The sequence below is a fragment of the Aeromonas sp. R5-4 genome, assembly GCF_040908215.1.
Lineage (GTDB): Bacteria > Pseudomonadota > Gammaproteobacteria > Enterobacterales > Aeromonadaceae > Aeromonas > Aeromonas veronii.
The window spans coordinates 27,848-50,052 of record NZ_JBFODG010000024.1; the positions used below are offsets into that span (position 1 = coordinate 27,848).

The 22,205-nt window shown below is 59.8% G+C and carries 23 protein-coding genes; 10 read left to right on the forward strand and 13 right to left on the reverse strand.

Annotated elements, in window-relative coordinates; all coding sequences use genetic code 11:
• Positions 1–33: 33 nt before the first annotated feature.
• Complete coding sequence (rlmD, locus tag AB5Y83_RS12110; protein WP_216950154.1) at positions 34–1,386, reverse strand: 23S rRNA (uracil(1939)-C(5))-methyltransferase RlmD; 1,353 nt, start codon at positions 1,384–1,386, stop codon at positions 34–36.
• Positions 1,387–1,660: 274 nt separating this feature from the next.
• Between rlmD and AB5Y83_RS12115 the strand changes: the two genes are divergently transcribed.
• Entirely contained in the window at positions 1,661–3,385 is a 1,725-nt protein-coding gene (locus tag AB5Y83_RS12115; RefSeq protein ID WP_040066982.1) for a proline--tRNA ligase, read from the forward strand.
• A 90-nt stretch (positions 3,386–3,475) separates the two neighbouring features.
• Here AB5Y83_RS12115 and AB5Y83_RS12120 read toward each other — a convergent pair whose 3' ends face one another.
• The 3 genes from AB5Y83_RS12120 to AB5Y83_RS12130 all read right to left on the reverse strand — a co-directional run bounded on the left by AB5Y83_RS12120 (position 3,476) and on the right by AB5Y83_RS12130 (position 5,365).
• Positions 3,476–4,156 carry an SDR family oxidoreductase gene (locus AB5Y83_RS12120; protein WP_368175231.1) on the reverse strand — a complete coding sequence of 227 codons (681 nt, stop codon included), beginning with the start codon at positions 4,154–4,156 and terminating at the stop codon, positions 3,476–3,478.
• Between the two features lie 31 nt (positions 4,157–4,187).
• Positions 4,188–4,820, reverse strand: a complete 633-nt coding sequence (locus AB5Y83_RS12125) for a TIGR04219 family outer membrane beta-barrel protein (protein ID WP_005335781.1) — start codon at positions 4,818–4,820, stop codon at positions 4,188–4,190.
• Positions 4,821–4,915: 95 nt separating this feature from the next.
• Entirely contained in the window at positions 4,916–5,365 is a 450-nt protein-coding gene (locus AB5Y83_RS12130; protein ID WP_368175232.1) for a copper chaperone PCu(A)C, read from the reverse strand.
• A gap of 90 nt (positions 5,366–5,455) precedes the next feature.
• Here AB5Y83_RS12130 and AB5Y83_RS12135 point away from each other — a divergent pair, with 90 nt between their 5' ends.
• Positions 5,456–6,205 (forward strand): enoyl-CoA hydratase-related protein, encoded by a 750-nt coding sequence (locus AB5Y83_RS12135; protein ID WP_368175233.1) that lies wholly within the window; start codon positions 5,456–5,458, stop codon positions 6,203–6,205.
• A gap of 17 nt (positions 6,206–6,222) precedes the next feature.
• Here AB5Y83_RS12135 and AB5Y83_RS12140 read toward each other — a convergent pair whose 3' ends face one another.
• The gene (locus AB5Y83_RS12140) at positions 6,223–6,651 is read right to left on the reverse strand and encodes a DUF2753 family protein (RefSeq protein WP_005335785.1); all 429 of its coding nucleotides are present in this window, start codon (positions 6,649–6,651) and stop codon (positions 6,223–6,225) included.
• Between the two features lie 284 nt (positions 6,652–6,935).
• Between AB5Y83_RS12140 and AB5Y83_RS12145 the strand changes: the two genes are divergently transcribed.
• Positions 6,936–7,595, forward strand: a complete 660-nt coding sequence (locus tag AB5Y83_RS12145; protein WP_368175234.1) for a CatB-related O-acetyltransferase — start codon at positions 6,936–6,938, stop codon at positions 7,593–7,595.
• 94 nt (positions 7,596–7,689) lie between these two features.
• Here the strand turns inward: AB5Y83_RS12145 and AB5Y83_RS12150 are convergent, their stop codons facing one another.
• Positions 7,690–8,397: a ParB-like protein gene (locus AB5Y83_RS12150; protein WP_201933906.1), complete on the reverse strand. Its 708-nt coding sequence runs from the start codon at positions 8,395–8,397 to the stop codon at positions 7,690–7,692.
• A 184-nt stretch (positions 8,398–8,581) separates the two neighbouring features.
• Here AB5Y83_RS12150 and AB5Y83_RS12155 point away from each other — a divergent pair, with 184 nt between their 5' ends.
• From AB5Y83_RS12155 to AB5Y83_RS12165, 3 genes are all read left to right on the forward strand, one after another.
• Complete coding sequence (locus AB5Y83_RS12155) at positions 8,582–10,186, forward strand: ABC transporter substrate-binding protein (protein WP_368175235.1); 1,605 nt, start codon at positions 8,582–8,584, stop codon at positions 10,184–10,186.
• A 118-nt stretch (positions 10,187–10,304) separates the two neighbouring features.
• The gene (locus AB5Y83_RS12160; RefSeq protein ID WP_005335795.1) at positions 10,305–10,604 is read left to right on the forward strand and encodes a hypothetical protein; all 300 of its coding nucleotides are present in this window, start codon (positions 10,305–10,307) and stop codon (positions 10,602–10,604) included.
• Positions 10,605–10,741: 137 nt separating this feature from the next.
• The gene (locus AB5Y83_RS12165) at positions 10,742–12,301 is read left to right on the forward strand and encodes a methyl-accepting chemotaxis protein (protein WP_368175236.1); all 1,560 of its coding nucleotides are present in this window, start codon (positions 10,742–10,744) and stop codon (positions 12,299–12,301) included.
• A 68-nt stretch (positions 12,302–12,369) separates the two neighbouring features.
• Here AB5Y83_RS12165 and dusA read toward each other — a convergent pair whose 3' ends face one another.
• The gene (gene dusA / locus AB5Y83_RS12170; RefSeq protein WP_107682784.1) at positions 12,370–13,356 is read right to left on the reverse strand and encodes a tRNA dihydrouridine(20/20a) synthase DusA; all 987 of its coding nucleotides are present in this window, start codon (positions 13,354–13,356) and stop codon (positions 12,370–12,372) included.
• A gap of 137 nt (positions 13,357–13,493) precedes the next feature.
• Between dusA and zur the strand changes: the two genes are divergently transcribed.
• Genes zur through AB5Y83_RS12185 form a run of 3 tightly spaced genes read left to right on the forward strand, consistent with a single transcriptional unit; the run spans position 13,494 to position 14,638 of the window.
• Positions 13,494–13,952 (forward strand): zinc uptake transcriptional repressor Zur, encoded by a 459-nt coding sequence (zur, locus tag AB5Y83_RS12175; protein WP_005335805.1) that lies wholly within the window; start codon positions 13,494–13,496, stop codon positions 13,950–13,952.
• Complete coding sequence (locus tag AB5Y83_RS12180; protein WP_005343179.1) at positions 13,942–14,403, forward strand: chemotaxis protein CheX; 462 nt, start codon at positions 13,942–13,944, stop codon at positions 14,401–14,403. The genes zur and AB5Y83_RS12180 overlap by 11 nt, the downstream gene beginning before the upstream one ends.
• A gap of 4 nt (positions 14,404–14,407) precedes the next feature.
• Positions 14,408–14,638 (forward strand): hypothetical protein, encoded by a 231-nt coding sequence (locus AB5Y83_RS12185; RefSeq protein WP_047434532.1) that lies wholly within the window; start codon positions 14,408–14,410, stop codon positions 14,636–14,638.
• A 73-nt stretch (positions 14,639–14,711) separates the two neighbouring features.
• On the opposite strand, the gene brnQ (AB5Y83_RS12190) is transcribed toward AB5Y83_RS12185, so the two are convergent.
• From brnQ (AB5Y83_RS12190) to AB5Y83_RS12200, 3 genes are all read right to left on the reverse strand, one after another.
• Entirely contained in the window at positions 14,712–15,989 is a 1,278-nt protein-coding gene (gene brnQ / locus AB5Y83_RS12190; protein WP_368175240.1) for a branched-chain amino acid transport system II carrier protein, read from the reverse strand.
• A gap of 448 nt (positions 15,990–16,437) precedes the next feature.
• On the reverse strand, positions 16,438–17,742 hold the full coding sequence (gene brnQ, locus AB5Y83_RS12195) for a branched-chain amino acid transport system II carrier protein (RefSeq protein WP_005335813.1): 1,305 nt from the start codon (positions 17,740–17,742) through the stop codon (positions 16,438–16,440).
• Positions 17,743–17,933: 191 nt separating this feature from the next.
• Positions 17,934–18,644: a tRNA1(Val) (adenine(37)-N6)-methyltransferase gene (locus tag AB5Y83_RS12200; RefSeq protein WP_139402735.1), complete on the reverse strand. Its 711-nt coding sequence runs from the start codon at positions 18,642–18,644 to the stop codon at positions 17,934–17,936.
• A 119-nt stretch (positions 18,645–18,763) separates the two neighbouring features.
• Between AB5Y83_RS12200 and srmB the strand changes: the two genes are divergently transcribed.
• Entirely contained in the window at positions 18,764–19,987 is a 1,224-nt protein-coding gene (srmB, locus tag AB5Y83_RS12205; protein WP_005343175.1) for an ATP-dependent RNA helicase SrmB, read from the forward strand.
• A gap of 72 nt (positions 19,988–20,059) precedes the next feature.
• Here srmB and AB5Y83_RS12210 read toward each other — a convergent pair whose 3' ends face one another.
• Genes AB5Y83_RS12210 through rlmB form a run of 3 tightly spaced genes read right to left on the reverse strand, consistent with a single transcriptional unit; the run spans position 20,060 to position 21,896 of the window.
• Positions 20,060–20,515, reverse strand: a complete 456-nt coding sequence (locus AB5Y83_RS12210) for a GNAT family N-acetyltransferase (protein ID WP_368175237.1) — start codon at positions 20,513–20,515, stop codon at positions 20,060–20,062.
• Between the two features lie 56 nt (positions 20,516–20,571).
• Positions 20,572–21,144, reverse strand: coding sequence for a Crp/Fnr family transcriptional regulator (locus AB5Y83_RS12215; protein WP_368175238.1), 573 nt, complete (start codon positions 21,142–21,144; stop codon positions 20,572–20,574).
• A 2-nt stretch (positions 21,145–21,146) separates the two neighbouring features.
• Positions 21,147–21,896: a 23S rRNA (guanosine(2251)-2'-O)-methyltransferase RlmB gene (gene rlmB / locus AB5Y83_RS12220; RefSeq protein WP_368175239.1), complete on the reverse strand. Its 750-nt coding sequence runs from the start codon at positions 21,894–21,896 to the stop codon at positions 21,147–21,149.
• Between the last annotated feature and the right edge of the window lie 309 nt (positions 21,897–22,205).

The following is a 22,205-nucleotide window of genomic DNA, read 5'->3' on the forward strand; positions in this document are numbered from 1 at the left end:
GTCGTTTTTTTGTGGGCAAGAGTCGGGGGCGACTTATGCCTTGGCGGGCAAGCTCAGGCGGGCAACCGCTTCGACGTGCATGGAGTGCGGGAACATATCGACCGGTTGCACCTCGTCCAGCACGAAGCCCTGCTTGACCAGCCAGGCGAGGTCGCGGGCCAGGGTCTGCGGGTTGCAGGAGACATAGACCAGACGGCGGGGCGCCATGGCGACCAGGGTCTGCAATACGGCCTTGTCACAGCCTTTGCGGGGCGGATCCATCACCACCACGTCAGCGGTCACGCCCTGGGCGTGCAGCTCTGGCATCAGCTGCTCCGCCTTGCCGACGTGGAATTCGGTGTGCTCGATGCCGTTGAGGGCAGCGTTGCGACGGGCATCGCTGATGGCGCTCTCCACCGACTCGATCCCGACGACCTTGGCGGCCTTGCCAGCCAGGAACAGGGAGATGGTGCCGATACCGCAATAGATGTCGAACACCGTCTCGTTACCGGTCAGCTCGGCATAATCGAGGGCGCTGGAGTAGAGCACATCGGTCTGGGTCGGGTTGTTCTGGAAGAAGGAGAGCGGCGAGATCTCGAACTCGAGTTCGTGGATCTTGTCGCGGATCACCCCTTCGCCGAGCAGCACCCGGTTGGTGGCACCCAGAATGCGGTTGGTGCGCTCATCGTTGATGTTCTGCACCAGGGTTGTGACTGGCAGATCGCTCAGGGCTGCCAACAGTTCGGCTTCGAACGGCAGCGCCTCACCCAAAGTGACCAGCACCACCATCAGCTCGCCGCTCTTGAAGCCCTTGCGGGTCATCAGGTTGCGCACGCAGCCGCTGTGGTTCACTTCGTCATAGGCAGCGATGTCATGCGCGCGCATCCAGTTGCGCACCCGGGCGTTGAGCTCCACGTGCAGCGGATCCTGCACCGCACAGTCATCGGCGGTGATGAGATCGTGAGAGTGCTTGCGATAAAAACCGATCTCGGCACCGGCATCGCAGCCACGCACCGCATATTGCGCCTTGTTGCGATAGGCGAACGGGCTTTCCATGCCAAGGATATCCTTGACCGGGGTGTCACCCAGCCCGGCCTGCTCCAGTGCGCTCTGCACCAGTGCCTGCTTGAGCTTGAGCTGGGCCGGATAGGCCAGCGGACGTACCTGACAGCCACCGCACTCGGTGTTGGGGCAGAAATCGGCAACCCGATCGGCAGAGGGCTGGAGCAGCTCGGCAACCTTGCCGTGCAGATAGTTCGGCTTGACCTCGGTCAGCTCCACCAGCGCCTGCTCACCGGGCAGCAGACCTTCGACAAACAGGGGGCGATCGAACAGGCGTCCTTTGCCATCTCCTTTGTCGGTCAGTTCCAGGATCTCGATCTGGTGTTGATGTCCCACTAACGGCATGAGCGGCTCCAAAAGTACTAAAAATGGGGGGTGATGGACGCGGAAAAGCCATGCCCATCGAGAAAAGGTGGCAGAGTTTAGCGGAGATCCGGCCAAATTGCAGGCATAAAAAGCCTGCTTGTTGTAATGGTCATTGCCCCAGGCTATCTGCCGGGCGTTGCCACCTTTCGGGTTGCGGCAAATTTAGCCCTTGGGCCATAACGCCCAGCCTGTTAAAATTCCGCCCTTGAAATTATCCTGGGCCCCGCGCCCGTTCTAGCTAAGGTCTACCGCGATGCGTACCAGCCAATATCTGCTTTCCACTCTCAAGGAAACCCCCTCCGACGCTGAAGTTGTCAGCCACCAGCTGATGCTGCGCGCCGGGATGATCCGTAAACTGGCCTCCGGCATGTATGCCTGGTTGCCAACCGGTCTGCGGGTACTGAAGAAAATCGAGAACATTGTTCGCGAAGAGATGAACAATGCTGGTGCCGTCGAAGTCTCCATGCCGGTGGTTCAGCCTGCCGAGCTGTGGCAGGAGTCCGGCCGCTGGGATGACTACGGTCCCGAGCTGTGCCGTCTGACCGACCGTCACAACCGTCCCTTCGTGCTGGGCCCGACCCACGAAGAGGTGATCACTGCGCTGGTGCGTTACGAAGTGAACAGCTACAAACAGCTGCCGCTCAATCTCTACCAGATCCAGACCAAGTTCCGCGACGAAGTGCGTCCCCGTTTCGGCGTGATGCGCGGCCGCGAATTCCTGATGAAGGATGCCTACTCCTTCCACATCGACAAGGAATCTCTGGTCGATACCTACGAGAAGATGCATGCTGCCTACTGCAAGGCGTTCACCCGCATGGGTCTGAACTTCCGTCCGGTACAGGCCGATACCGGCTCCATCGGTGGTACCGGTTCCCACGAATTCCAGGTGCTGGCCGAGAGTGGTGAAGACTTGATCGCCTTCTCCGATAGCTCCGATTACGCCGCCAACATCGAGATGGCCGAAGCGCTGGCACCGGCTGGTGAGCGCGCTGCCGCCACCGCAGCCCTGACCAAGGTTGCCACCCCGAACGTCCACACCATCGACGAAGTGGCTGCCTTCCTGAACGTGGCACCGACCGCCATCGCCAAGACCCTGCTGGTACTGGCAGAGGAAGATGAGCACGGCAAGCAGGCCGTCATCGCACTGGTACTGCGTGGCGACCACGAACTGAACGAAATCAAGGCAGAGAAACTGGCTGGCGTGGCCAACCCGCTGACCTTCGCCAACGACGAGCAGATTAAAGCTGCCGCCGGTTGCGACGCAGGTTCCATCGGCCCAGTCGGCTTTGCCGGTCGCATCATCGTCGATCGCAGCGCTGCCCATCTGGCGGACTTCGTCTGCGGCGCCAACGAGACCGGCTTCCACCTGACCGGTGCCAACTGGGATCGCGACATCGCTACCTATGAAGTTGCCGACCTGCGCAACGTGGTAGAAGGCGACCCGAGCCCGTGTGGCCAGGGCAAGCTGCTGCTCAAGCGCGGCATCGAAGTGGGCCACATCTTCCAGCTGGGTACCAAGTACTCCGAAGCGATGAAGGCGAGCGTGCTGAACGAAGCTGGCAAGTCCGTCACCATGGAGATGGGTTGCTACGGTATCGGGGTTTCCCGTCTGGTTGCTGCCGCCATCGAGCAGAACAACGACCAGTACGGCATCATCTGGCCGGACGCCATCGCCCCGTTCGAAGTGGCCATCGTGCCGATGAACATGCACAAGTCCGAGCGCGTGGCCGAGCAGGCACAGCAGTTCTACGCCGAGCTGAAAGCCGCCGGTGTGGACGTGCTGTTCGACGACCGTAAAGAGCGCCCGGGCGTGATGTTCGCCGACATGGAGCTGCTGGGCATCCCGCACGCCATCGTCATCGGCGATCGCGGTCTGGACAACGGCGTGGTGGAGTACAAGTGCCGCCGCACCGGCGAGAAGCAGGAAGTGGCCATCAGCGACATCATCGCCATGCTCAAGGCCAAGCTGGGCCGTTAATTCCGCCCTCTTCCCGATATAAAAAAGCGCGCCATTTGGCGCGCTTTTTGTTTCTGTGTGCTGACGACGGCAACCGGATGAAGGGTTGCCTCAGGGATTGCGACCGATAAAGAGGTCGGTCACGTGGCAGCTGCTTCTGGCTTCCAGTGCGTCGAGCATATAGGCCGCCGCATCTTCCGGAGTCATGAAGCCACTCGGGTCCACGTGATCCGAGTTGTCCCAGAATTCGCTGCGGATCCCGCTCGGGTAGAGGTTGACCAGCCGCAGTGGCGAGCTTTTCAGCTCGGCGCGCAAGGATTCGAGAAAGCCGCGCATCCCCCATTTGGAGGCACAGTAGAGGCTCTCGTTGGCCTTGCCCACCTGAGCGGCGGAGGAGAGCACATTGGCCAGCACTCCGCCTTTCTCCCCGATAAGCCGCACCGTCTGCTGAGCCACCAGAATGGTGGAGATGAGATTGCTCTCCACCACCCGGCGGATCTGCTCGGCGGTGTAGACACCGACCGGGCCAAACTCGCCCACCCCGGCGCAGTGGATCACCATGTCGGGCTGCCCGCCCCACTCCACCGCTGCAGCGAAGGCGACGTCGACCTCTTCATGGTGCGCCAGATCGGCAGCGATGCCGATCACCGCGCTGCCGAGCAGTTGCTCCTGCTCCTGCAGTCGCTGATAACGGCGCCCCATCATGGAGACCTGATAGCCCCGCTCAACCAGACCTATGGTCAGCGCCCGGCCGAGACCAGAACCGGCACCTGTCACTATGATGTGGCCCATTATCGCTCCTCGTCGTCAGTTGACGGTCAGATTAGAAAGTGAATTCGCCGCCCATGAACCAGCCATCGACAGACTGATCGATATTGGCGAAGTCGACCTTGGCTTCACGCCAGCCGGCACGCAGCTTGATCGGCATGGAGGAGAACTTGTAGGAACCACCCAGACGGTAGTCATAGTTGTCCGCATCGTGAGTGCGCAGATCGCCGAAGAAGGCGATGCCGGTGCCCGGGATCTTCACTTCACTGCCGGCATAGGCCATCAGGGTATCTTCGTCATAACCCTTGCGACCGGAGTAGACCTGCTCGCCATCGTAGTGACGACCGGTCATACCCAGATCGATCTTGAACAGATCGTTGTTGAACAGACGGTAGTAGAGGCTCAGATCGTAGGCAGTCAGATCGTTTTTGAAGTTGCCGCCGGAGGTGCTGAAATCGGAGACTTCAAACTTGGCGTTCGGCAGGAAGATGATGCCGTGTTCCAGTTGCAGATAGCCGTTCCAGTTGTAGCTGTCGTCATAGCTGCCATCAGCACTGGTGCCATAAGCCTGACCACTGCCCTTGGCGGCCCATACGTCGGCACCGGCGGCAAAACGCCAGTCGTCAGCGGCCATGGCACTCTGGCTGCACAGAGCCAGCACAAAACCGGCAATCAGCGTCTTTTTCATTACGTCACTTCCTCTTGCATACATGGAAAAGAGCACTATTTTACTCGGTGCAGCCAAAATACCCAGCGTCAATCCTGAACAAACGACGACAAATGTCAGTGCTTCATATGCTTCATCTCTGCCATCGGCTCAATCGGCTTCACCGGCAGTGACAGATCCAGCTTCTGACCATCATCCATGGTGAGGGTGAGCGGGAAAGGGGTCTGCTCGGAGAGCGCGCCCACCTCGAACAGCATGATGTGCAGGCTGCCCGGTTTCAGCACCGCCTCGCCCTTGGCCGGGATCTCGATATTCTCGACCTGACGCATCTTCATCACACCATTTTCGTGCAGATGAGTGTGCAGCTCGGCACGCCCCGCCGCAGCAGAAGCCGCCGCCACCAGCTTGACCGGCTGATCGGCGTCATTCTTGAGCACCATAAAGGCGGCGGTGTTGGGGGAACCCGGCGGCAACAGGCGCACATAGCCGTCGACAGCCTCGACCTTGGCCAGTGCAGGCGCCGTCATACCCAGAACCAGCAGAGAATAAAACGCACGTTTAAACATGGTTGAAATCCTTTTATGATGTTGTTAAACGGCACCAAGGTTACCCCAGCAGCAACCTTTTTTGCACCTTTCAATAACAAGGATTTAGACATGGCCCCCATTCTCATTGCCGAGCAGCAGGATGGCTTGCTCACCCTGACCCTCAACCGCCCCGACAAGCGCAACGCTCTCAATACCGAGCTCTATAAGCAACTGGTGGCAGCGCTGCGAGAGGCGGCAGCCGATGAGGAGGTGCATGTCCTGCTGTTGCAGGGGCAGCAAGATTGCTTTACCGCGGGCAATGATCTGACCGATTTCATGGGCAAAAGCGCGCTGGAGCCCGATGACCCCATACTGCAGTTCCTCCACACCCTAGCGGATTTCCCCAAACCCGTGATCGCCGCTGTTGGCGGCCCGGCGGTGGGGATTGGCACCACCATTCTGCTGCACTGCGATCTGGTCTATCTGGGGGATAATGCCCGCTTGCAGCTTCCTTTCGTCGAGCTGGGGCTGGTGCCGGAGTTTGCCTCCAGCCTGCTGCTGCCGCGTCTGGTGGGGCACCTCAAGGCAGCCGAGCTGTTGCTGCTGGCCGAGGCGATTGATGCCGAGGAGGCGCTGCGACTCGGGCTCGCCAACAAGGTGGTGGCGGCCGATGGATTGCTCTCCCTTGCCCGCGAGCAGGGGCTGAAGCTGGCGGCCAAACCGCCCAGAGCGCTGCAAAAGAGCAAGGCGCTGCTGAAACAGGAGCTTAAACAGGCGGTGCACTTCGTCATCGATCTGGAAGCGCGCGCCTTCGCCCAGGCACTGCAAGGGGAAGAGGCGCAACAGCGCATCGCCCAGAAACTCAAACGGCGGGGCTGAGCCTCGCCCCAATCCGTTCAGTTGAGTCGAAAACGGCCGATCAGCTCGCAGCCCTGCACCTTGTCCTGCAGCTGGATCAGCCGGGCAATTTCCGGATTGGGGTGGCGCTTGAGAAAGGCGAGCAGGGCCCCACGGCAGCAACCCAGCTCGCTGATCAGTGCCTCGCACTCCCGGTTCGGGCACTGCGGCACCAGCGCAGTCACCAGCTCGGAGGCAAGCTTCAGGTAGCGCAGCTCATAAGTCGGCTCATCCATCGCCCGCCAGAAGTCGGCCAGCCGGTGGCAGGTGGCGACTCGCATGGTGGCCAGTTCGGTCAACTCGACCTGAGTCATCTCGTAAACATCCCCCAGCGCCTGCTGATAAAAGCAGATCGCCGCCCCCAGCGAACCGGCCTGCCAGGCACGCTCCGCCTCCAGCATGTATCGTTGCCAACTTTGCGGTGTCATTTCGCTCTCCCGAGTCCGTCATGGTGGGAGTGTTATCATGGCTAATTGAGAATAAATATCAACCAGAGGGTTAGTGCAGGATCTCTGCGCAACCTTGGCAAACCCGGCGCCCGACCTTATGATCGTGCCCTTCCCCCTCTTTTGGAGCACACCACAATGCGACCACGCCTCCCGCAGATGCTGGGCTGCTCCCTGCTCTGCGTGCCCCGCATGCTGGTCTGGATCTATTAGCTGCGCTCACGCGAACGCAACCCATCCGATCCATTCAGCAAAGGAGTACCAACATGAACCCCTGCCAACACTGGTCGCAGGTCGAATACCTGCACCTGACGGTGAGCAACCCCAATATCTGCCTCAAGGGACAGCACAGCTACTACTCGGGTGCCTGGGATGGCCCCTTCGAAGAGGTGGCGGTGCGCTACCTCCATGGCGATCCCTTCAGCCGCAGCCCGGACACCGGCTGGGAGCCGCTCTGGCATATCGACCGCCTCCATATCGGCGACTATGTGCAGATTGCCGCCGGGGTAAAGATCATCATGGGCGGCAACCACACCCACAACACGGCCTTCATCAGCACCTATCCGTTCGCCGATCTGGCGGCGCTCAAGCGCAGCTACCGCCCCGCTGGCGATACCCGCATCGGCAACGATGTCTGGATCGGCATGGAGGCGATGATCATGCCCGGCGTCACCATCGGCGACGGCGCCATCATCGCCGCCCGCTCGTTGGTCAATCAGGATGTACCGTCCTATGCCATGGTGGCGGGCACCCCGGCCAGGGTGGTGCGAATGCGCTTTGGCGAGGAGGAAATTGCCCGGCTACAGGCCCTCGCCTGGTGGGATTGGCCGGATCAACAGGTCAACGATCTGCTACCGCTGATCCAGCAAGGTGACGTCGCCCTGCTTGAACAGGCGGCTGCCCACTGGGCGGAGCGCCATGAGTGACCACCGCTAACCAGTAGCTGACAGCATAAGGGCGACCCCGGGGTCGCCCTCTTTTATCTCCGGCATGCTCTGGATGCCGTCATCGCACATCCACTCACTGCGCGCTTTTGGACTGGTTGAGGCTGCACTGCTTGCCGGGATAACCGGGCAAGTCACTGGCATCGCTGCCGCAGGCGAGCCGTTTGGCCTGTTGCAGGCGGGCCGCCAGATTGGCGCTGTCCACCGGCATCCATTGCATCTGCTTGCCGAGCCAGCTGGCCCAGGCAAACTCGACGAAATAGACCTGTTTGTCCTTGCGAAAGTAGCCCGCATTCTGCAGCAGTCCGGCGAGGGTGCGATAGGGGTAATCAGGCAGCTTGTCGATACGGGTCGGCAACTGCTCCGGGGTCAGCGGCTGTCCCTTCTCATCCTTGAGCCAGGCCCAGTGGTTGTTCTGCATCTGGCTCCAGAAGTTGGCTTTGTCCTGCAGACGGCCAATCACCTTGACCCGGGCATCCTTGACGCCCTGCTGCCACAACGCCTTGGTGAGATGGTGCCTGTCCACCAGCCAGTAGCTGCCATCCGGCGCAATCACCACGGGGATCTCTTTCTTTTTCATCAACTTGTCGAGCTGCTTTGTGCTCATGCCAGCCAATGTGGCCTGGGTCTCATCGACCTGGATCTGGCCGACGCCCCCCTGAGTCGGGTGCAAGGCATCGATGCCGATCTCGCACCAGTTGCCCACCGCAGTGTCGCTCTGGCACGGGGCCAACGCCCAGGCACCCTGGCTCAACACACAGGCCAGCAATAACCATGCTTTCATCGTTTGACACTCCTCACCACATTGAACTGCACAGACGCCGGGAACGCTCTTCTACCCCGATTGGGAGTGAGAGTCGAATGCTGGCGGTCAGACCAGCAAACGGGATATCATGATTTCCCATCTGTCGGCGATATTTTCTCGCCGAGTTTTCTCCCCGCTTCACACTATTTGAAGGATCCGACCCATGAAAGGATGGAGCCCCTTGCTGGCCCTGCTGGGCTGTGCTGCTGTCCAGGCTGCCGATATTCCCGCCGGAACACAACTCGCCGCCGAGCAGATTGTCGTTCGCCACCTCAAGGATGAACCTGCGAGCCTGAGCCCGCTCAAGCTGGTCGGCCTGCCGGAGTTGCAGGTACTGCGGGATCTGTTCGAGGGGCTGTTGACCCAGGGGCCGGATGGCAAACCGGTTGCCGGGGTAGCGGCCAGCTGGGAGAACAAGGGCAACCAGTTCTTTACCTTCCATCTGCGCCCGGATGCGCGCTGGTCCAACGGCGATCCGGTCAAGGCCGGCGACTTCGTCTACGGCTGGCGCAAGCTGGTCGACCCGAAAGAGGCGGCCACCTTCGCCTGGTTTGCCCAACTGGCCCGTTTCGACAAGGTGGACGAGATCGTGGCTGGCAAATTGCCTGCCAGCGAGCTGGGGGTCAAGGCCCTCGATGACCACACCCTGCAGGTGACCCTCTCCCAGCCGGTGCCCTACTTCCTGAACCTGCTGAGCCACCCCAGCCTGTCGCCGCTCCATCAAGCCAGCATCGAGCAGTACGGCAACCTGTGGACCCAACCCGGCAAACTGGTGGGCAACGGTGCCTTTGTGCTGAACAACCGGGTGGTCAACGAGAAGCTGGAGCTGACCCCCAACCCTTATTACTGGGATCGGGCACATACCGTATTGACCAAGGTGATCTTCATGCCGATCAATCAGGAGAGCGCGGCCACCAACCGCTACCTGGCTGGCGATCTGCATATCACCGAATCCTTCCCCAAGGAGCAGTACGACAAGCTGAAGCAGCAGATCCCGAATGAGGTCTACACCCCGGATCAGCTCGGCACCTACTACTACGCCTTCAATACCCGTCAGGCACCACTGAACGATGTGCGGGTGCGCAAGGCGCTCTCCTACACCATCGACCGCGCCCTGATCGCCGACAAGGTGCTCGGTACCGGCGAGAAACCGGCTTATCACTTCACTCCGGATGTGACGGCCAGTTTCACCCCGGCCGCCAACTTGCTCTCCACCAGCAGCCAGTCGGAGCTGGACAGCAAGGCCAAGTCCCTGCTCAAGGAGGCCGGTTACGGCCCGGGCAAGCCGCTCAAGCTGACCCTGCTCTACAATACCGCGGAAATTCACAAGAAGATGGCACTGGCGATTGCCAGCATGTGGAAGCAGAAGCTGGGCGCCGAGGTCGAGCTGACCAATCAGGAGTGGAAAACCTATCTCGACAGTCGCCAGAGCGGTCAGTTCGAGGTGATCCGCTCCTCCTGGGTCGCCGACTACAACGACCCGTCAGCGTTCCTCGGTCTGTGGGGCTCCCGTCACAGCGGCAATATGGCTGGCTTTGCCAATGCCCGTTATGACCAGCTGCTGGCAGAGGCGGCCAGCACTCAGGATGCCGCCAGCCGCAGCAAGCTGTTTGGCGAGGCTGAGACGATCCTGCTGGATCAGGCCCCCATCGCCCCCATTTACCAGTACACCAATGCCCGCCTCATCAAGCCATGGCTCAAGGGCTACCCCATCAACAACCCGGAAGATGTGGCCTACAGCCGCCAACTCTACCTCGTCAAACACTGAGACCGGCCACAACGATGCGAGGCCCCGCTGGGCCTCGCTATTGATACTGTTCACACCACGATTTCCAGCCTAAAATGCCGCCCCTTCTGTTCAATTAATCTTCAATACCCAGTCAGACATGCGTTATTTGATACTGCTCTCGTTGTTGTGGACCCTGCCTGCACAGGCCAACAGCGAATCCCAATGCCAGCAAGAGTTTGTCGGCTGGATGCTGCACCAGCAGCAACAGTTCAGCGATCGCAAGTCTGACAAGATGGAGCGGCGCCGGGCCGAACGGGCTATCGAGTTGGCTCGTCAGGAGTACGACAAGCAGACCAGCTTTTGCAAGACAATGGAGCTGGTGCGCAGCTACAAAGATAGCGATCCGCGCTTTAAACCGAGAAGCGGCGAAGTCCACGATTTCACACCGGCCAGCTGACCCTCACTTCATCAATTCATTGTGTTGATTAATTGACCCAAGCCAAGTTCGGGGCACTGAAGAGCCTTAGAATGATTAACTGAGAACGACAATAAAAAACATAGTTATCAGTTAGTTGGCTTTTTCAGGAACGACACATGACCAGACTCCATCAGGAGGGGGAGATACACTTCCCCGACAACATCGCACTCATCTCGACCACGGATCCCGCCAGTCATATTACCTATGCCAACCAGCACTTCTGTGATGTGGCCGGGTATGGTGCGACCGAAATGGAAGGGGTACCCCACAATCTGGTGCGACACCCCGACATGCCCAAGGTGGCCTTCGCCGACATGTGGCTGCGGCTGCGACAGGGCAAAAGCTGGATGGGACTGGTCAAGAACCGCGCCAAAAGCGGTCAGTTCTATTGGGTAAACGCTTACGTCACCCCGATCCTCAACGCACAGAAGGAGATCGTCGAGTTCCAGTCGGTGCGCACCAAACCCGCCGCCAGCGATGTGGCCTGGGCCGAGCAGCTCTATGGCCTGTTGCGCAGCGGCAAGGCGCTTCCCTGGCTGAGCCGTTTTCACTTTGAACCGGGTCAGCTGACCCTCTGGCTCTCCGTTTCTGCGTTGCTCACTACCCTTGCTACTTTTGTCACCGGCAACCTGTTATGGCTGCTGCCCACCGCCTTGTTGCTGTTGGCACAGGCAATCCACGGCTGGCGATTGCAGCAACGGCTGGCTCATCTGCTCACCCTTGCCGATCAAGACAAGGGAACCCGCCTCTGTCAGGTGCTCTACACCCGACGGCGCGACACCCTGGCGGCCGTCGAACTGGCCCTGCGGATGAAGCAGGCCGAGCTCAAGGCAGTGGTCGGGCGCAGCGCCGACACCAACCAGCAGATCCTGCAGGCAGCCGAAGATGACCGGGGCAATATCCAGACCATCGATACCCACCTGCAGCAGCAGCGCGCCCACAGCGAGCAGCTGGCGACCGCCATCACCGAACTGAGCCACTCCATTCGCGATGTGGCCCACAGTGCCCATGAGGCGAGCAATCTGGTCATAGAGGTACAGCAGGTCTCCGACGAGGGGCTGCAAGTATTGGCGACCACCCGCTCCGCCGTCAACCAACTCCATCAGGAGCTGGATGCCAACCATGCCGTGCTGGCCCAGCTCACCAGCGACAGCCAGAAGATCAGCGGCATTCTGGAGGTGATCAGCCAAATCGCCGACCAGACCAACTTGCTCGCCCTCAATGCAGCCATCGAGGCTGCCCGGGCTGGCGAACAGGGGCGCGGTTTTGCCGTGGTGGCGGATGAAGTGAGGGCGCTGGCCCAGAAGACCCGCGCCTCGACCAGCGAGATCCACGAGATGATCCAGGCGCTGCAACAGACTACACGACAGCTGTCGGACGGGATGACGCAAGGGGCGCAGACCTCGGTGCGCTGCCAGCAGCACGCGGGCACCACCGCCGACGTGCTCACCCAGATCAACCGGATGCTGGGGCAGGTAACCCGCACCAGCGACGAGATCGCCCAGGCGGTGAGTCAGCAGGCAGACGTCACGGCGACGCTCGATGAAGGGGTGCACCAGATCCACCAGCTGGCCAGCCACACCGCCGACAACAGCAGGCAGGCCCTCGATGGCATCACCCTGCTGGTAGAGCGGCTGCAGGACCTCTCGCGGCTGATCAACCAGTTCAGATATTGAAGCGACAGCGATCAAAAAAGCGCGTCAACTGACGCGCTTTTTGTTGTTCTTGCCCTGGCACAACTGGCTTATTCGGCCGCCTCGCTACTGGCAAACTCCGGCACCTTGGCCATGGCATCCAGCACCACCTGAATATCCGCCCCCGGTTTGCAGGCGTTCTCGCTCAGGTGACGACGCCAGGCGCGGGCCCCCTGCATGTTCTGGAACAACCCCAGCATGTGGCGGGTCATGTGGGAGAGGTAGTTGCCCTTGGCCAGCTCCTGCTCGATATAGGGCAGCATCATCCGCACCACTTCATGGCGGCTCGGCACAGCGTTATTCTGGCCGAACACCAGGTTGTCCACCTGCGCCAGAATGTAGGGGTTCTGATAGGCTTCACGCCCCATCATGACGCCATCAACATGTTGCAGATGCTCGAGAGTCTGCTCCATGGAGGTGACACCGCCGTTGAGAGCTATGGTGAGCTCCGGGTAATCCTGCTTGACCCGATAGACGCGGGGATAATCGAGGGGCGGGATCTCGCGGTTCTCCTTGGGGCTCAGGCCACTCAGCCACGCCTTGCGGGCATGGACGATAAAGGTGTCGCAACCGGCATCGCGCACCTGTTCGATGAAGGCCTGCAGAAATTCGTAGGAGTCCTGATCGTCGATACCGATACGGGTCTTCACCGTCACCGGAATATCGACCACATCGCGCATCGCCTTGACGCAGTCTGCCACCAGCGCCGGTTCACCCATCAGGCAGGCACCAAAGCGACCGTTCTGCACCCGATCGGAGGGGCAGCCGACGTTGATGTTCACCTCGTCATAGCCGCGCTCCTCGGCCAGCTTGGCACAGCGCGCCAGATCGGCCGGATTGCTGCCACCCAGCTGCAGGGAGATGGGGTGCTCCTGCTCGCTGTAACCCAGATAATCCCCCTTGCCGTGGATGATGGCGCCGGTGGTCACCATTTCGGTATAGAGCAAGGTCTGGCGGCTCATCAGTCGATGAAAGTAACGGCAATGCCGATCAGTCCAGTCCAGCATGGGGGCGATGGAAAAACGCTGCGCCTGCATAAAAATCATCCGGGTTGGCTAAAGAAAGGGGCGGATTTTATCACAACGTGAAGCAGCCCCAGAAAATGAATTTTGTCGCCGCGCCATGCGAGGCCCTGTGATAGTATCCGGCTAATAGAAAGGGTATCTGCGCGATCATGAATCAAGACCAACTTTTACAACGAGCCGAGCGACTCTGTATACAGCGAGGGATCCGCTTCACCCCGACCCGACGTCAGGTATTTCGCCTGCTGGCGGCACACGGCAACGCCATCAGCGCCTATGATTTGTTGGCCCAGCTGCAACAAACCGAAGCCAATGCCAAGCCGCCAACCGTCTATCGGGCACTCGATTTTTTGCTCGAACAGGGCTTTGCTCACAAGGTGGAATCTCTCAACGCGTTTATCTTCTGCTGCCACTTCGATCACGCTCACCCGATGCAGTTGCTGATCTGCGACGAGTGCGGGGATGTGGTCGAGCTTCACGATACGGCGATCGATAGCGCGTTTTCCGAGCAGGCCCACTTGCATGGTTTTACTATTACCAATAAGACGATAGAGGCACATGGCCAATGTGCCCGTTGTACGCCCACTGTAGGAAGTCATCATGAAGGCTGATTTTGTAAATCCGTTCCTGCTATCCCTGCTCAATGTGCTCTCGACCATGGCACAGCTGGAACTCAAACCGGGCAAACCGAAACGCAAGATGGATGAGCTGGCGCGCGGCGACGTCTCCGGCCTGATCGGCATGGTCGGCCCGCAGACCCGTGGCTCCCTCTCCATCAGCTTCGAGAAGGGGTTGGCGCTGGAGATCATGCGCCGCATGCTGGGGGAAGCTCCCGCCTCCATCAACGAAGAGGTGACCGACATGGTCGGTGAAATCACCAACATGGTGACCGGCGGTGCCAAGCGGATGCTGGGCGAGAAGGGCTACGAGTTTGACATGGCGACCCCCATCATCGTCTCCGGCCCCAACCACACCATTACCCACCGTGCCGATGGCACCAAGATCATGATGCCGTTCGAATCGGATTTCGGTCGCGCCACTATCGAAATCTGCTTCGAGTAACCCTATGTGGAAAGCATTGAAATGGCTTTTCATCTGCTGGGCCCTGCTGTTGATCCTGTCGGACATTCAGATCAGCACCTCCCTCTACAAGTACGAAGATAACCGGGTGCTCATCAACTTCCCGCGCTGGGAAGCCAAGCAGCCCTGGGGCACCTTCGAGTGGCATGCCGGACGGGTAGAAACCCACTGGTATGGTCTGGAGGGCAAACCCAAGCCGTCAGGCCCGCAAATCTGATCCGGTAACGGATCCGGCAGAAACAGAAGAGGCCAGCAGATGCTGGCCTCTTTGCTATCTCGTTGTTCCAGAATCAAGCCGCTTCGGCAGCCAGCTTACCGCTTGGTCGCATCAAGATGCCGATAATGCAGGCCAACAGAGTCGGCAGCAGCCAGGCAAGTCCCTTGTCGAACAGCGGCAGGAAGGCAAAGCCGTCCATCGCCATACCGGCAGCGCCCAGCCCATCGAGGCAACCAAACAGAAAGGCGACCGTCAGCACACCGCGAAACACCAGCCGTGGCTGGGCAAACCATCCCTTGAGGAAGGTCACCAGCACCAGCGCGATGGCAACCGGATAGATGGCCACCAGCACCGGGATGGAGAGGCCGATCAATTCGCTCAGACCCACATTGGCCACCACTGCACAGAGCGCCCCCAGCAGCATCACCCAGTTGCGATAGGCCCAGCCAGTCAGGCCATGGAAGTAGTCGGCACCGGCACAGAGCAGGCCGACCGCACTGGTAAAACAGGCCAGGGTGATGATGGCAGCCAGAATAAACTGACCCGGTTGACCAAACAGACTCAGGACGTAGGCATTGACGATGGCGCCGCCGTTGCTGATATCACTTGCGACCCCACCGGCGCTGTTGCCCAGCTGAAAGAGCGAGACATACACCGCCGACAGCCCAACTGCCGAGATCAAGCCTGCGATGGTCAGATATTTGAACTGGCTGCGATAATCATCGATCCCCTTCTGGCGCAGCAACCCGATGATCAGGGCTCCAAACATCAGGGAGGCAAGGGTGTCCATGGTGTTGTACCCCTCCAGCATTCCTTTGGTCAGGGCTGCATCTATGTACTCACCGCTGGCATCTGGCATGGTGCCCTGCGGCGTCATAAAGACCCCGACCGCCAGAATAAGCAGCATCGCCATCAGGGCTGGGGTCAGATACTTGCCGACCGCATCGAGCAGTTTGCCCCGATCGAGCGCCACCAGGATCACCAGCGCAAAGAAACTCAGGGTGTAGATCAGCAGTCCCGCATGACCGGCATCGCCGAGCCAGGGCTTGAGCCCCATCTCGTAGGCGACCAGACCGGTGCGGGGAATGGCAAAGGCGGGCCCCATGATGATATAGATGGCGATGGCCAGCGCCGTCGCCGCCCCGGCGGGCAGATAGCGGGTCATTCCGGTCCAGCCACTCGCGCCGCCCCCCGAACTCCCCTTGGCCACCGCAATCAGGGTGATCAGCGGCAAACCCACCGCCGTCAGCAAAAAGCCGCACATGGCGGCCAGCAGATGCTCGCCGGCCATAAAACCGGCCAGCGGCGGAAAAATGATATTGCCTGCCCCCAGATAGAAGGCAAACGTCATAAACCCCAATCCGAATACGTCGAACAACTTCAATGATTTCGTCAAACTCAACCTCATCTGCCTTATCAGCTTGTTATTGATTGCACCCACTGCCTGGCAGATAACCGGTAACAATACCTCTCGCCCCCACACGGCCCGCTGACCGGATGAGGCGCACCACCATTAGCATAAAGAAGAGGAGTTCGATCTCAATCACCAATTAATATCTTGAAACAATTTACCGCTGTGGAATTAATCGCCGAACAACTCGGCGCTCCATAAAGAGGTGTCACACGTAGGTATGAGAGGCAAGAAGAGGGGAGTGGGTTATAGCGGCAAGATACGGCTGCTCAGATGCTATCTGCATACGGTGACAATTACGGCCGCAAAGCGAGGTGAGAAGCGAGGCTCATAGAAAACAAAAGAGCCTGCACGGGGCAGGCTCTTGGCAATATCAGATCGGGAGTGATCAGGCAGCTTCGGCAGCCATCTCGGTCGGACGCACCATCACGCCAACTACGCAGGCCAGCAGGGTCGGCATCAGCCAGGCGAGGCCCTTGTCGAACAGCGGCAGGAAGGCAAACGCATCCATCTTCATACCGGCAGCACCCAGACCATCCAGGCAACCGAACAGGAAGGCAACCATCAACACGCCACGGAACACCAGACGGGGACGGCCGAAGTAACCCTTCAGGAAGGTGACCAGCACCAGCGCCACGGCAACCGGATAGATGGCAACCAGCACCGGAATGGAGAGGCTGATCAACTGGCTCAGGCCCACGTTGGCCACCACGGCACAGATAACGCCCAGCAACACCACCAGCTTCTTGTAAGCCATGCCGGTCAGATTGTGGAAGAAATCGGAACAAGCGGAGATCAGACCGACTGCAGTGGTAAAGCACGCCAGAGTGATGATGGCCGCCAGAATGAACTGACCCGGCTGACCAAACAGGCTCAGTACGTAGGCGTTGACGATGGCGCCACCATTGCTGACATCAGTCGCCACACCGGCTGCAGTGTTACCCAGCTGGAACAGGGAGACGTACACCACGCTCAGACCAACGGCAGAGATGAGGCCGGCAATGGCCAGATACTTGAACTGGCTCTTGTAATCGTTGATGCCTTTCTGGCGCAGCAGATCGACGATCAGAGCGCCAAACATCAGGGACGCCAGGGTGTCCATGGTGTTGTAGCCTTCCAGGATCCCTTTCACGAAGGGGCTGTTCTGATAGTCACCGGACGCATCAGGCATGGAGCCTTGCGGCGCAACAAATACCCCGATAGCCAGAGTCAGCAGCAGCAGCATCAGTACCGGAGTCAGGTATTTGCCGATGGCGTCCATCAGCTTGCCCTGGTTCATGGAAACCAGAATGGCCACACCAAAGAAGATCACGGTATAGGCAGCCAGACCCGCTTGCCCCATGTCACCGATAAACGGCTTGAGGCCCATCTCGTAGGCAACCAGACCGGTACGGGGCGCGGCAAAGGCCGGGCCTATGATGATATAGATGGCAACGGCCAGCGCAGTCGCGACACCGGCAGGCAGCAGCTTGGTCATACCAGCCCAGCCGTTACCGGCTTTCGCCACGGCCAGAATGGTCACCAGAGGCAGGCCCACGGCAGTGACCAGGAAGCCAAACATCGCCAGGGAGAGGTGCTCACCAGCCATGTAACCGGCCAACGGCGGGAAAATGATGTTACCGGCGCCCAAGTAGAAGGCGAAGGTCATAAACCCTAATCCGAGTACATCGGACAATGTGAGTGATTTCGTCAAGTTCAACCTCGTCTGTCTTGTAAATTATTGCTTGTTATAGTTTTTATCGGTCGCTGACCGGGTGTGTTCAGGGGGTATAAAAAAAGAGCCCCGCATGTTTTTTCATCGCAACCAGTGGTTTTAGCTGGTCTGGAGCGGGCGCTCGATCTGGAACCAGCATAATGGCGTGAAAAAATAGTTCAAGACGAAATTTACATCTTCAAATAGAAGGGGTTGGTCAGTTGGATATATCTGTCGGAATAGGCCCCATCAGCAGAATGGATCACAATTTCACCCCTCTCACACCTGTTTAATCCTCTGCCAAGTAGCAATAAAACACGATTTGCCTCTTTACCCTCTCTGGTGATAACAGCTGTATAACAAATGCCATGCAGATCATAATTCGCCGAAATGCATAAAATTTCATCTGCCATCGCCGTCGGCAGCACCAGCGCCACCTGCCCGTTCGGGCTCAACAAACGATCGCAGGCCGCCAGTAATGCTGGGCTGTCGAGGGCGCCGGTATGGCGGGCCAACGCCCGCGCCGGATCGCTAAATGACTGGCCTGCCACGAAATAGGGAGGGTTGGAGACGACAAGATCGTAAGGGGCGGCCTGATAATCCTGAATGGCACTCTCTATGACGGTCACCCGATCGGCCCAGGGAGAGGCAGCCGCATTCTCCCGCGCCTGGCTGGCCGCATTAATATCCAGCTCGACCGCATCAAGACGGCAGTCAGATCTGCTGCGTTGGGCCAGCATCAGGGCGATCAGGCCGCTGCCGGTGCCGATATCGAGCACTCGACGCGCCTGTTCGACCGGCGCCCAGGCACCGAGCAAAATGCCATCGGTGCCCACCTTCATGGCGCAGCGATCGTGATTGATATGGAACTGTTTGAAGGTAAATCCGCGACTACGTCCCATCTGGCCCCCGTCATCTGCAAAAATGGTGGGCGATTATAGCGGCTAAGACACACTCACCAATAGGAGCCGACGAGATAATCGCCTATAATCTGCCGTTTCCTTAATGACCGAGTATTGCCATGAGCCAGTCCTTTGATGATTTCGACCTGCACCCAGCCCTCAACCGGGCCTTGGCCGAGATGGGATTCACCCGCCCCACCACCATCCAGCAGATGGTGCTGGAGCCAGCCCTGGACGGCCGCGATATTCTGGCATCCGCTCCGACCGGTACCGGCAAGACCGCCTCTTTCCTGCTGCCGGCACTCCAGCACCTGCTGGACTTCCCGCGCCGCAAGCCGGGCCCCTGCCGCATGCTGATCCTGACCCCGACCCGCGAGCTGGCGCTGCAGGTGACCGCCCACGCCAAGGCGCTGGCGGCTCACACCAACCTCAGCATCGAGACCATCATCGGCGGCGTCAGCCATGAAGAGCAGCTGCCTGCTCTGACCAAGACCACCGACATCGTGGTCGCCACCCCGGGCCGTCTGCTCGAGTACATCGAGAAAGAGGAGTTCGAGAGCCACGACATCGAGGTGCTGGTGCTGGACGAAGCGGACCGCATGCTGGACATGGGCTTTATCAAGGATGTGAACCGCATCGTGGCCGAAGCGCGCTACCGCAAGCACACCATGCTCTTCTCCGCCACCCTGGAAGGGGCCGGCCTTGAGAAGTTCGCCAACGAGATCCTCAAGGATCCGGTGGAGCTGCACGCCGAACCGCCCCGCAGCGAACGTCGCCCCATCACCCAGTGGATCCATCTGGCTGATGATGCCGCCCACAAGCTGGCGCTGCTGACCCATATTCTGAAAGATCCGGAAACCCAGAAAGCCATTATCTTCGTCAAGACGCGCGAGCGTCTGGCGGAGCTCTCCGGCCAGCTGCAGGCTGCGGGTATCTCCTGCGCCTGGATCCGTGGCGAGATGGAGCAGAGCAAGCGTATCGAGTCGATCCGCAAGTTCCACGAAGGGGAAGTACCCTTCCTGATCGCCACCGACGTCGCCGCCCGCGGCATCGACCTGCCGAACGTCAGCCATGTCATCAACTACGACATGCCCTACGGCGCCGACGTTTACGTCCACCGGATCGGCCGTACCGGCCGCGCCGGCAACCGTGGCTGTGCCATCAGCCTGGTGGAAGCCCACGACATGGCGATGGTCGCCAAGATCGAACGCTACACCGAGGAGCGCCTCAAGCGCCGGGTGATCGACGAGCTGCGCCCGAAACACAAAGAAGCGCGGGTACCGGTGAAGAAGAAAAAGCCGGTCGACAAGAAGAAGTCCGCCAAAAAGAAAAAGAAGAAGTGATCGCCTGGCGATAAAGAGAAGGGCCATCCCGCGGGATGGCCCTTCTGCATTCTGAATCACTCTGACGAGTGGTTATGCCACCACTCTGCGCATTCCCATATGGGGGATATCATCTTCGAGATAGCCTTCCCCTTCCGCCACAAAACCGTGTTGGCCATAGAAGCCCTGCAGATGGGCCTGTGCCCCCAGCCAGATGCTGTGAGTCAGCCAGCGCGCCTCGCACGCCTTGACCGCCTCGCCGATCAGCTGGTGACCAAGACCACCGCCACGCGCCTTGGGTGAGGTCACCACCCGGCCGATGGCGGCGCCGCTCTCATCGCCGATGCCGGGCGCCATGATCCGCGCGTAAGCAGCAAGCTGGTCGCCCTGATATCCGAGCAGGTGCAAGACCCCTTCGCGGCGATCGAGCCCGTCCAGATCCTGAAAGGGGCAGGTCTGCTCCACCACGAACACCTCGGCCCGCAGCGCCAGCAACTCATACAACTCGTCAGTGGTCAGTTCAGACCAGGGTTTCAGGATCCAGTTCATCGGCAACTCCTTATCAGTTCGGCCTGCCAGCATAATCGTGGCGCCAGCGCCCTGCATTAACCTTTGTTAAGTTCTTTCAGCCGTTTGCGAATGCGGCTCAGGCTGATGGGAGTAATGCCAAGATAGGCGGCGATCTGGTGATCCGGCACTCTGGCCGCAAGTGCGGGAAAGCAATCGAGAAAGTGTTGATAGCGGGCCTGCGGGCTGCCGGTGAGAAGCAACTGCTCCTTCTCCTCCTTGATGCGCAGTTGGACCTCCAGCAGGTGCTGGTACCAGCGCGGCCAGCCGGGCAGCTGGCGCAAGTCGGCAAGACTGAACAGCTGCAGACGGCAGGGCTCCAGCGCCTCCACGCTGTAGCGGGCAGGCTCGCCACTGAGCAGGTGGTGAAAGTCGAGAAACTCGTCCCCCTCCCAGTAGAACTCCTTGATGTACTCGCGGCCATCCTCCAGCACCAGCTTGGCCCGCAGCAGCCCTTGCTCCACCCTGACCAGCAGATCCGGGCTGTCGCTGGCATGCCAGAGACAGCTTTTCGGGCTGAGGGTCAGCGGGCGGGCAAAAGAGAGGAGGCGCGCGGCCTCCTCTTTATCTGCGACCTGCGCCCAATCGAAGGGGGGTCTGTCAGTCAGCATGATTAACCGCGACGCTGACGCACGGCTTCAAACAGGCAAACGCCGGTTGCCACCGAGACGTTGAGGCTGGATACCGCCCCCGCCATCGGGATGCTCACCAGCTCATCGCAGTGCTCGCGGGTCAGACGGCGCATCCCCTTGCCTTCAGCACCCATCACCAGCGCCATCGAGCCGGTCAGTTTGGCCTGATAGAGGTCGTGATCGGCCTCGCCAGCGGTGCCGACAATCCAGACGCCGCGCTCCTGCAATTCGCGCAGGGTACGGGCCAGGTTGGTGACCTGAATGAGCGGCACCACTTCGGCCGCGCCACAGGCAACCTTGCGCACGATTGGGGTCAGGCCGGTGGCCTTGTCGCGCGGCACGATCACCGCATGCACCCCGGCGGCATCGGCGCTGCGCAGGCAGGCGCCGAGATTGTGCGGATCGGTCACGCCATCCAGCACCAGCAGGAAGGGCTGGCTATGTTGTGCCGCCAACTCGTCCAGCAGGCTGGCCAGATCGTGCTCGGCGAGCTTCGGCGCCTCTTTCACCCGGGCCATAATGCCCTGGTGATTGTTGCCTTCCGCTTTGTCATCAAGGGTCTTGCGGTTCACGCTCTGCACCTTGAGACCGAGGGACTCCAGCTCGGCCAGCAGGGGTTGCAGCCGGTCGTCATCCCGCCCCTTGAGAGCCCACACTTCGATGAAGCGCTCAGGAGTGCGCTCAAGCAGCGCGGTGACAGCGTGAATGCCGTAGATCAGTTCAGTACTCATGTTCAAGATCCGTAGGTCGGGTCGCATAAATGCGCCCCGAAGAAAAATGGCCGTGCCGGCAGCCTGACCGCCATGATGGTGGCGTCGTCACCGGTCGCTAAATGATGGCGCATCATACCAGAGAGACCGGCATCTAGGGAGGAGGAAACTGCTCAGCCCAACACCCGCTCTCCCCCATCGGCGAATGACAGAGGAATCCAATACCTTATTTATTTGTATGGAGATGGTATTCACCTGACAGTTGCCCACAAAAGGGAGTGGTCATACGGCTTCAAACCGGATAACAAAACGGTACCCCTACCGTGTTAT